The organism is Eudoraea sp., assembly GCF_049665975.1.
Taxonomy (GTDB): domain Bacteria; phylum Bacteroidota; class Bacteroidia; order Flavobacteriales; family Flavobacteriaceae; genus Eudoraea.
On the sequence record NZ_JBATGR010000289.1, the window covers coordinates 1 to 9,148 of the forward strand.

Genomic DNA, 9,148 nt, shown 5'->3' on the forward strand with positions numbered 1-9,148 from the left:
GGCTCCACTGTTGAGGAAATACGGGAAGCAATTGGATATGGAGTGATAAAGATGAATATTGATACCGATTTACAATATGCTTTCATGGAATGTATTCGGGATTACATGCAGAGTAAATCGGCTTTCCTACAATCGCAAATTGGGAATCCGGATGGTGCCGACCAACCTAATAAAAAATATTACGATCCAAGAGTTTGGCTTCGAGAAGGAGAAAAGACATTTATTGAGAGATTAAAAAAAGCTTTTGAAGATCTAAACAATATTAATACCTTGTAGGTAACTTTTAGAATTAAATTATATTCGAATGACTGCTTGGTTTAAAAGAACAGAGAAAGGTATACAAACTGCAACAGAGCAGAAAAAAGATACGCCCAAAGGTTTATGGTATAAATCCCCAACCGGAAAGATTGTTGAATCTGAAGAATTAGCCAAAAATTATTATGTCAGTCCCGAAGATGATTATCATGTTAGGATTGGGAGCAAAGAATATTTCGAAATTTTATTTGACGACAATAAATTTCAGGAGTTAGATGCCAAGTTAACTTCCAAAGATCCATTAAAATTTGAGGACACCAAAAAATATTCGGATAGATTGAAGGCTGCCCAAAAAAAAACAGGTTTAAAAGATGCAGTAAGAACAGCTGTTGGGAAATCTGTAGGTAAGGATCTGGTTGTTTGTTGTATGGATTTTACTTTTATTGGGGGTTCAATGGGAAGTGTTGTTGGTGAAAAAATTGCACGTGGAATAGATTATTCCATTAAAAAGAAAATTCCTTTTGTGATGATATCCAAATCTGGTGGCGCCAGAATGATGGAGGCAGCCCTGTCATTGATGCAACTTGCCAAAACATCTGCAAAATTAGCGCAGTTAGCTGAAGTCAAAATTCCATATATTTCTTTATGTACAGATCCTACAACCGGAGGCACAACTGCTTCCTATGCAATGCTGGGAGATATTAATATTTCTGAACCTGGTGCATTGATTGGTTTTGCAGGACCCAGAGTTGTTAAAGAAGCCACAGGGAAGGATCTGCCAAAAGGTTTTCAAACAGCAGAATTTGTTTTGGAAAATGGCTTTTTAGACTTTATTTCTCATAGAAGGGATCTAAAAAAGAATATCAACCTCTATATAGATCTTATTCAGAATAAGGCTGTAAGAAAATAAAAATAGCCCGGACTTGGAAAGCCAGAGCTATTTATTAATAATTTGTAGGTTATTTAGTTTTTAAACCTTCTTAAAAATATTTCCTCAGATTCCCCATTAGGGTAAGTAAGAATCCCCTTAGAATCGCAACTACCGTCTCCAAAATCAAGACCCACTGTTGTATCATTGCGCGTAATTTCAAGTATTCCACTCACCAGGAATCTACAAGATAGTTCTCTTCGTAAAGGGCTTATCGTTTCTTTTACGAATACATTATCATATTTCCCTGTGTAAATACCCTTGCCCGAGATAAGAAAAACATTGTCGCCCCAGAATCCACTACCAAAACCTTCAATCCATTCTCTGGTCCTGTTTCCTGAGAAACTGGCAGTATCACCATCTGGCCATTCTCCTGTAAAATTGGCAACCGCTTCTGACTGGGGATTTCCATTTTCATTGGAACGCATACGCTCTACAGTTGCACTTCCCGCTACATATACCCCATTAAATATAAAGTTCTCAAGTGAAAAACTAAGCGTATTAGTGGCCATTTCCATGTCCTTAAGATAACTCAGTTTAATGATCCCACTTAAAAAATTTCCATTGGGTAATTCACATCCCTCACCAAAATCAATAATTTTTTCTTTACTGCTGCTAGTCACCACTGTAGTAATTGTAACACAATCTGGTAAATAATCTGAAATGTATGAACCTTTGGAAGTAGCTTGGATTTCATCAACCGCGTAGACGTCCTCTCCTATGTTTAGGATTTCCTCAGAAATTAATTCAGATTCATCACTGGCCTGAAGTTGTGCCACCTCAAAAGTTTCTGTTTCCCCGGTTTCAATAATTTCCGGAGATTCTTCTTTGTTACAGGAAACATTTAATACAATTGCTAAAAGCAATATTCCTGTGAAATTCAATTTTTTTAAATAATTTTTCATATTATCATTTTTTAATATTACTCTCCTTTGACCCCAAGTATTAACAAAGGTTTAATTGAAGTTCAAAAAAAATTAATGACATCCGCTTTATATAAATTTATTACTATCTTTGCGCTCGATTGAAAATCAATCAGATACATAAAAATCATTTAAAACAATATTGGAATGTATTTAACAAAAGAAGTTAAAGCAGAAATTTTTAAAACCCACGGTGGTTCAGAAGGTAACACAGGTTCCACTGAAGGTCAGATTGCGTTGTTTACGCATCGGATTAATCATTTAACGGGACATTTAAAAAACAATCAAAAGGATTATAATACAGAGAGATCCCTGGTAAGACTTGTTGGTAAAAGAAGGAGTTTACTAGATTATTTGAAGAAAAAGGATATAGAAAAATATCGTGCCCTAATTATAGAATTGAATATTAGAAAATAATATAAGGGGGAGGCATTGCTTCCCCTTTTTTTTAACAAAATCCCCGGAATTTGGGGAGAACACAAAAAGCTTACACATAGTTTTTCATTGGTCTACGACACAACAACACAACTCAGACTGTCTATGTAAGACGGTTGACCATTGTTTAACAGCCTGATAAATATTCAGGTGCTAATTAAAATTTATGATTCCAAAAACATTTAGAGAGGTCATTGACCTTGGTGATGGTAGAGAGATTTCTATCGAAACCGGAAAACTTGCAAAACAGGCCCATGGATCTGTTGTTGTACAATCAGGAAACTGTATGTTATTATGTACAGTAGTTTCCAATTATAGACAAAGTGATGTAGATTTTCTACCCTTAACAGTAGACTACAGGGAAAAATTTGCGGCGTCAGGACGTTATCCAGGAGGTTTTTTTAAAAGGGAGGCCAGACCAAGTGACGGAGAAGTATTGACAATGCGACTGGTAGATCGGGTTTTGAGGCCATTATTTCCAAAGGACTACCATTCTGAGACTCAGGTGATGATACAGTTAATGTCTCATGATGACAACGTAATGCCTGATGCAATGGCTGGTCTTGCTGCATCAGCAGCAATTCAACTCTCAGACTTTCCATTTGAATGTGCAATTTCTGAAGTTCGTGTCGGGAGAGTGAATGGCGAATTTGTCATTAACCCTACAAGGGCACAATTACTTGAATCTGATATTGACATGATCATTGGAGCTTCCGAGGATTCTGTGATGATGGTTGAGGGTGAAATGAGTGAAATTTCTGAAGAAGAAATGGTTGAAGCAATCAAATTTGCTCATGAAGCTGCAAAAGTTCAGTGCGCCGCACAGATTAAATTGGCCAAGGCCTTTGGGCAAAAAGAAGTACGCGAATACGAAACGGAAGATGAGGACGAAACGCTAATGAAAAAGATTCATGACCTTGCATATGATAAAGTATATAAAGTAGCCAAGGCGGGTTCTTCAAAACATGAACGAAGTGCATCATTTTCAGAAATAAAAGACGAAATTAAAGCTGCACATTCTGAAGAAGAACTAGAAGAAATTGGGGATTTAATCAGCAAATATTACTACAAAGCCGAAAAAGCTGCTGTAAGAGACCTTACCTTAAATGAAGGATTAAGGCTAGACGGAAGGAAGACCGATGAAATAAGGCCCATCTGGTGTGAGGTGGATTATTTGCCATCAACTCATGGTTCGGCAATTTTTACAAGAGGGGAAACACAGGCATTGGCAACAGTTACTTTAGGGACTTCCAGAGAAGCAAATCAAATAGATATGCCATCATTCGAAGGCGAAGAAACGTTCTATCTCCATTACAATTTTCCTCCTTTTTCCACTGGTGAAGCAAGACCAATCAGGGGAACCTCCCGTAGAGAGGTTGGACATGGAAACCTGGCCCAAAGAGCATTAAAAGGTATGATCCCTGAAGATTGTCCTTATACAGTTAGAGTAGTTTCTGAAGTCTTGGAAAGTAATGGTTCTTCTTCTATGGCAACCGTTTGTTCTGGTACGATGGCGCTAATGGATGCAGGGATTCAACTTAAAAAACCTGTGTCAGGAATTGCAATGGGATTGATTTCAGATAGCGAAACTGGCAAATATGCGGTATTATCAGACATTCTGGGTGATGAAGACCATTTGGGAGACATGGACTTTAAGGTAACCGGCACAGCTGATGGGATTACAGCTTGCCAGATGGATATTAAAGTTAAAGGCTTGTCCTACGAAATTCTGGTTAAGGCCCTAATGCAGGCAAGAGAAGGAAGACTCCATATTCTTGAGAAATTGAGCGATACAATCGCTCAACCAAATGAAGATGTGAAAGCTCATGCGCCAAAAATGGTAACAGCAACGATTCCTGGAGATTTTATTGGTGCATTAATTGGACCAGGTGGAAAAGTAATCCAAGAGCTTCAGAAAACAACTGGTACTACCATTGTAATAAATGAAGATCCAGTTACTGAAGAGGGACTTGTGGAGATCCTGGGAACAGATCAGGCAGGTATTGATGCTGTATTGGCTAAAATAGACTCTATTACTTTTAAACCAGCAGTAGGCAGCATATATGAGGTTAAAGTGATAAAGATTTTGGATTTTGGGGCTGTAGTAGAATACGCAGAAGCTCCGGGAAATGAAGTTTTACTTCACGTCTCTGAACTTGCCTGGGAACGAACTGAGAAGGTTACCGATGTTGTAAACATGGGTGATGTTTTTGATATTAAATATTTAGGTACGGACCCAAGAACCCGAAAGGACAAAGTATCTCGTAAAGCCTTATTACCAAAGCCGGAAGGTTACAAGGAAAGACCGCCAAGAGAAAATAGGGATCGAGATAGAGGAAGAAACGATAGAAATAGAGATCGTAAACCCAGAAGAGACTAATCTTTTAATCCTCAGATATAGTAAAACCCCTTTAAAACAGGGGTTTTTTTAATATAATCATATCCTATAGTTAAATTTATATAACCTTATTGTAACATTTACCGTTTTTTTACGTATAAGTATATGCAGCCCATGCACTTTGAACTTAACATATAAAGGAAAACCTAGATGAGACAGCTAAAGATTACAAAACAGGTTACGAATAGGGAAACGGCATCCTTAGATAAATACTTACAGGAAATTGGTAAGGTAGATCTAATTACTGCCGATGAGGAAGTAGAATTAGCACAACGCATTAAAGCAGGTGACCAGTTAGCATTGGAAAAACTAACAAAAGCCAATCTTCGTTTTGTGGTATCCGTAGCGAAGCAGTATCAGAACCAGGGTCTTACACTTCCCGATTTGATTAATGAAGGAAATCTTGGCCTTATTAAAGCTGCTCAGCGTTTTGACGAAACTAGGGGATTTAAATTTATCTCCTATGCCGTATGGTGGATTCGTCAGTCCATTTTACAGGCTTTGGCAGAACAATCACGTATTGTTAGATTACCACTAAATAAAATTGGTTCAATAAATAAAATAAATAAGACATTTGCATTTCTTGAGCAGGCTCATGAACGAATCCCATCAGCAGAGGAAATTGCTAAGGAATTAGATATGACAGTTGAGGATGTAAAACAGTCTTTGAAAAATTCGGGACGTCACGTATCTATGGATGCACCTTTAATCGATGGGGAAGATTCAAATCTGTATGATGTGCTTCGCAGTGGAGAATCTCCTAATCCAGATAAAGAATTATTACATGAATCTTTGCGTACAGAAATTGAAAGGGCGTTAGAGACGCTTACACCCAGAGAAGCAGATGTTATAAGATTGTATTTTGGTTTGGCTGGACAACATTCCATGACCCTTGAGGAAATTGGTGAAACTTTTGACCTTACCAGGGAAAGAGTACGTCAGATTAAAGAAAAGGCAATAAGAAGATTAAAACATACTTCCAGAAGTAAAATATTAAAAACTTATCTCGGATAATAACGAAGTATTAATTACATGTTAAATTTTTCTTGAATTGGAATTTTGGTATAAAAATTGTAATTTGTAACAGTAACAACAGTTTATCATGACTGTTCGTTTTTTGATTGATGAATAAACTCCGGCTGATTACCGGAGTTTTTCATTTTACCGTAATTCCATCAAGCATTATTGATTCTTTTAAAAATTATCTTTCCCACATTTCCATAACCAAGTTGATTTTCATGCAAGTCGATTTTCAGGCTTTTTGATCAATTAAAAGTTCATTTCGCTACTTTTTCGTATTGATTTTAACTTCAACTATTTGTACAGCGTATTTCTGTATATTTATGAAAAGTAAAGCGTTTAACGAAGTAGTCATTTAAATCATAATCTATGAAAGGCTTTTTTTCCATATCAATTAATATTTTTTGCGTTGTATTTGGTTGCCTGCTGATTTCTTGTAATAAGACTAAATCAGAGGGAGATAAAAATGGTACTTCTGAGGTACAATTTAATTTACCGGAAAATTTTATACTTGAAGAATTATATCATATCAGTGCTAACAAACAAGGTTCATGGGTAGCTCTGGCCGAGGGCGACGACAAAACCATCTATGCATGTGATCAGCGTGGTAAAATTTATTATTTTAAAATGCCGGAAATAGGTGATATAGTGCAAACAGCAAATGTAGACAGCCTAAATCTTGATATTGGCGAAGCCCATGGCCTTTTGTGGGCATTTAATAGTCTGTATGTAGCGGTCAATAAAAATTGGGACGATGCTATTGCAGATGAAAGCCAAAGAGGAAGTGGTGTTTATAGAATTACGGATTCAAACGGCGATGGTCGACTTAATGACGTAAGAATGCTCTTGAAATTAGAAGGGGCCGGTGAGCATGGACCACACAGTTTTGTGTTAAGCCCAGATGGAGAATCTATCTATTTTATTGCGGGAAACCACGTAATTATCCCTGAAAGCCTTAAAAACAATAGTCGCCTGCCTACAAACTGGGGCGAAGATAATCTGTTTACACCCTATCTGGACGCTCGAGGACATGCCACTGAAATAAAGGCACCGGGTGGCTGGGTTGCGAAATTTGATTCCAATGGGGAAAACTGGGAACTCATTTCTGCCGGATATAGAAATCCGTTCGATTTGGCTTTTAACCGGGATGGCGAATTATTTACATATGATGCCGATATGGAATGGGACATTGGAATGCCATGGTACAGGCCAACCAGAATATGTCATGTTACTCCTGGAAGTGAATATGGATGGCGTACAGGATCTGGTAAATGGCCGGATTATTATCCGGATAACTTGCCTGCAGTCCATAATTTGGAACAAGGCTCTCCTACAGCAATTTTAGCCGGTTCAAATTTGAAAATCCCGTCAAAATACAAAAACGGACTTTTCATTATGGATTGGAGTTTTGGAACAATCTATTACGCAAACCTTATACCGAAAGGAAGCAGTTATTCTGCAACAAGAGAAGAATTTTTATCAGGCACTCCTTTACCATTAACAGATATGATTGCAGGTTCTGATGGCAACCTTTATTTCGCAACTGGAGGCAGAAGCCTGGATTCTCATTTATATCGATTGAGCTATGATGGAGATATTATTGAATCAGAAAATAGGCCTGATGATAGTGGAAAAGAATTAAGAGACCATAGACATTAATTAGAAAATTATTCGGCGATTAATCCTGAAGAAGCCATATCCAAAGCCTGGAATAATCTGGATCACGAAGACAGATTTATAAGATATGCATCTCGAATTGCCCTGGAAAACTTTCCTGCGGAGGGATGGCAGGAAAGGTTCTATTCTGAAGAATCACCAATAAAAACGATCGAAGCCGGGATTGCGTTAGCAAGACAAGGAGATAAAAAAGATCAAGATAAAATTCTAAAAAAATTAAATCAGATCATTTGGGAAGATCTGGATGAACGGCAACAAGTAGACCTTTTGAGGAATTATGCGCTATTATTTATCCGGATGGGACAACCTGGAAGTCTATCTCGACAGTCCCTTATCAAAAAATTTAAACCTTATTTTCCTAATTCAAACAATGCCATAAACAGGGAACTGGCGCAAATTATGCTTTATTTAAATGTAGATGGTACGGTAAAAAATCTTAGTGCCTTATTAGAAAAACATACTGCCGAAAAGACTAACATCTCCAGTCAGATGCTTTCAGAAGAAACTACATTAAGAAGTGAACAATACGGCCCGTTAATTAGGGAAGTAATCGCAAAAATGCCTCCTAGTGAAGCCATTTTTTATGGGATGCTTTTAAGTCATGCCACCGAAGGATGGAACAAAGCACTTCGCGAGAAATACTTTATGTGGTTTTATGATGTCTTAAGTGCTAAAGGCGGAATGAGTTTTAAAGCTTACATGGAAAATGTAAGGCTACAAGCCATGTCAAATGTCCCCGATAAGGACAAGGCATATTTTGAAGAGCTTTCCGGCGTATATTCTCCTGGCACTGTTGCGGAAAACCTCCCGCAACCAATTGGTCCTGGGGCAAATTATTCCGGTAGTACCATCAACTCGTTTCTTTGGGGTGATAAAATGAATGATTATAATGGAACTTTGGCTGATGGTGAGAGGGCATATCGGGCAGCTTTATGTATTTTATGTCACCGAATGAGAGGTGAAGGAGGTGCTACCGGACCAGATTTAACCCAGATAAGGTCAAAGTTTGGAAGGTATGATTTGTTATATTCCATTTACAGCCCTAATGATGACATTTCCGATCAATATGCTTTTACCCTTTTTCATCTTGATAATGATAAAAAGATAGCTGGCAGAATTCTGTCGGAAAGCTCAGATTCTATCAAAATATTGCCAAATCCGTTAAATACTTCATACTCCGTTCAGTTGGCCAAATCATCTGTACTAAAACAGGATTTATCTCCAATTTCACCAATGCCTTCTGGCTTACTAAACAGGTTAAACGAAAAGGAAATTTCTGATCTTTTTGCCTATCTGCTAAGTGGAGCCGATGAATCGCATGAACTTTATAATAATAAGAATCTGGAATAATTTAGCAGTATTATTTAATGGCTCAGCATAAAACCATAATGAATACTTATTTTTGTTTCAAAATATTTTTAGTCATCAAATAATGAACAATAAACTTATAGCGCCCTCATTACTTGCGGCCGATTTTGGAAATTTACAGAGAGCCGTTGAAATGGTCAATTC

The 9,148-nt window shown here is 37.5% G+C and carries 8 protein-coding genes and 1 pseudogene; 8 read left to right on the forward strand and 1 reads right to left on the reverse strand.

The genetic code is table 11. The features are described from left to right. Positions 1-276: class II fructose-bisphosphate aldolase (locus WBN20_RS10210; protein ID WP_424281608.1), on the forward strand; the 276-nt coding region annotated here is incomplete at its 5' end. A 28-nt stretch (positions 277-304) separates the two neighbouring features. Next, complete coding sequence (accD, locus tag WBN20_RS10215) at positions 305-1,165, forward strand: acetyl-CoA carboxylase, carboxyltransferase subunit beta (RefSeq protein ID WP_424281609.1); 861 nt, start codon at positions 305-307, stop codon at positions 1,163-1,165. Positions 1,166-1,218: 53 nt separating this feature from the next. Here the strand turns inward: accD and WBN20_RS10220 are convergent, their stop codons facing one another. Then, entirely contained in the window at positions 1,219-2,088 is an 870-nt protein-coding gene (locus WBN20_RS10220; RefSeq protein WP_424281610.1) for a hypothetical protein, read from the reverse strand. Between the two features lie 165 nt (positions 2,089-2,253). On the opposite strand from WBN20_RS10220, the gene rpsO reads away from it, so the two are divergent. The 6 genes and pseudogenes from rpsO to WBN20_RS10250 all read left to right on the forward strand — a co-directional run. Beyond that, positions 2,254-2,523 carry a 30S ribosomal protein S15 gene (gene rpsO, locus WBN20_RS10225; protein ID WP_424272450.1) on the forward strand — a complete coding sequence of 90 codons (270 nt, stop codon included), beginning with the start codon at positions 2,254-2,256 and terminating at the stop codon, positions 2,521-2,523. A gap of 184 nt (positions 2,524-2,707) precedes the next feature. Next, entirely contained in the window at positions 2,708-4,921 is a 2,214-nt protein-coding gene (locus WBN20_RS10230; RefSeq protein WP_424274974.1) for a polyribonucleotide nucleotidyltransferase, read from the forward strand. 168 nt (positions 4,922-5,089) lie between these two features. Continuing rightward, positions 5,090-5,953 carry a sigma-70 family RNA polymerase sigma factor gene (locus tag WBN20_RS10235; RefSeq protein ID WP_019671028.1) on the forward strand — a complete coding sequence of 288 codons (864 nt, stop codon included), beginning with the start codon at positions 5,090-5,092 and terminating at the stop codon, positions 5,951-5,953. Positions 5,954-6,328: 375 nt separating this feature from the next. Continuing rightward, positions 6,329-7,618: a PQQ-dependent sugar dehydrogenase gene (locus tag WBN20_RS10240; protein ID WP_424281611.1), complete on the forward strand. Its 1,290-nt coding sequence runs from the start codon at positions 6,329-6,331 to the stop codon at positions 7,616-7,618. 315 nt (positions 7,619-7,933) lie between these two features. Then, on the forward strand, positions 7,934-8,986 hold the full coding sequence (locus WBN20_RS10245) for a hypothetical protein (protein ID WP_424281612.1): 1,053 nt from the start codon (positions 7,934-7,936) through the stop codon (positions 8,984-8,986). Between the two features lie 82 nt (positions 8,987-9,068). After that, a pseudogene (locus WBN20_RS10250) lies at positions 9,069-9,148 on the forward strand (ribulose-phosphate 3-epimerase); the annotation flags it as partial.

What these genes read in the sequence shown, in the direction of transcription:
- WBN20_RS10220 (WP_424281610.1), bottom strand. Translation starts at nt 2,088, where the DNA reads ATGAAAAATTATTTAAAAAAATTGAATTTCACAGGAATATTGCTTTTA.
- rpsO (WP_424272450.1), top strand. Translation starts at nt 2,254, where the DNA reads ATGTATTTAACAAAAGAAGTTAAAGCAGAAATTTTTAAAACCCACGGT.
- WBN20_RS10235 (WP_019671028.1), top strand. Translation starts at nt 5,090, where the DNA reads ATGAGACAGCTAAAGATTACAAAACAGGTTACGAATAGGGAAACGGCA.
- WBN20_RS10245 (WP_424281612.1), top strand. Translation starts at nt 7,934, where the DNA reads ATGGGACAACCTGGAAGTCTATCTCGACAGTCCCTTATCAAAAAATTT.
- WBN20_RS10230 (WP_424274974.1), top strand. Translation starts at nt 2,708, where the DNA reads ATGATTCCAAAAACATTTAGAGAGGTCATTGACCTTGGTGATGGTAGA.
- WBN20_RS10240 (WP_424281611.1), top strand. Translation starts at nt 6,329, where the DNA reads ATGAAAGGCTTTTTTTCCATATCAATTAATATTTTTTGCGTTGTATTT.
- accD (WP_424281609.1), top strand. Translation starts at nt 305, where the DNA reads ATGACTGCTTGGTTTAAAAGAACAGAGAAAGGTATACAAACTGCAACA.